A 1,058-nucleotide genomic window follows, 5' to 3' on the forward strand; every position below is an offset into this window, starting at 1 on the left:
TCTTTACAAGTTGTTGCTCTCGTTTGCGATATTGGTCATAAGGTAAAACAGAAAACTCCTTACCACCTACATTACCTGGAAATATCCTAAACTCATACCTCCCTCCAGGAGCATCAAAAGTAGTTGCCAATTCAATAGGAATAGGCTTAGGTTCAGGTGTAATAAAATAATTCACTTCATTAAGTTTTAACCTCTTCTCAGCATTGATAAACACAACGTGATTCTCTTCTTCTCCAACTATTTTTTCAGGATAATCATCTCTATCTACTAAATGAAATGTAAAGCGCCAAGGATATTTCACACTAATTTTATCCCAAATATCAGTGGGAATAGTATTATTATTTATTTCATTTAATGTTTGTTGGGGAAGATCTTTTTGAAAAATTTGAACATCCTGTTCACGTGTTAATGTATCTATATGAAAAAACATTTCTTTATAATAATTTTCATTTCCTATGACAATGTATTCTTGTGCTTGATAAATGCCTAATAAAAAGGTATTCTCACCAGTTAAATATAACATTACTTTTCCACCTGGAATAAGCACTAATTTAAAATCACCTCCCCCTTTTTTGTATATAACTTTTTGTTTAAAAAGGGCTTCAATATACTTATGATCTAAATCAAATTCACCTTTAAAGAATTTATTTTCCACATAGGAAAACCACTTAATTTCCATCTTATGAGGTATTGGGCGAAAATTATCTCCTACTATCATTAAACCAGAATCTCTAAATAAAGAATGTGTCAAATCTTGTTGTACAGTGGGGATAGAAAAAAAAATACCTTTTCTACATATAAATCCTCCATCTAATATTCTCATAGGATACCCTTCATCTGCTGATGTTAATATCAGCCATTCATAGTTATTATTCATATTATTATATATCTTTTTTACATAATCTGTATTTTTTATATAAAATAAAAATATAGAAAAAATACATGCTATGATTATTATACTATTTTTTCTCATAATATTTTTTAACCTTTTAAAACATCTCGTTTTTTAAAACTTCCATCTTCTTTTTCCCCCCGCTGGCGCGAGCTTGTAGCTCGTG

1 protein-coding gene is annotated in these 1,058 nt (G+C 29.7%); it reads right to left on the minus strand.

The genetic code is table 11. From position 1 onward, the window contains the following. Positions 1-877, minus strand: an 877-nt coding sequence (locus HMPREF9075_RS10120; protein WP_198144784.1) for a DUF2931 family protein, incomplete at its 3' end; no start/stop codon positions are given. Between the last annotated feature and the right edge of the window lie 181 nt (positions 878-1,058).

Origin of the sequence: Capnocytophaga sp. oral taxon 332 str. F0381 (assembly GCF_000318275.2) — a bacterium.
GTDB lineage: Bacteria > Bacteroidota > Bacteroidia > Flavobacteriales > Flavobacteriaceae > Capnocytophaga > Capnocytophaga bilenii.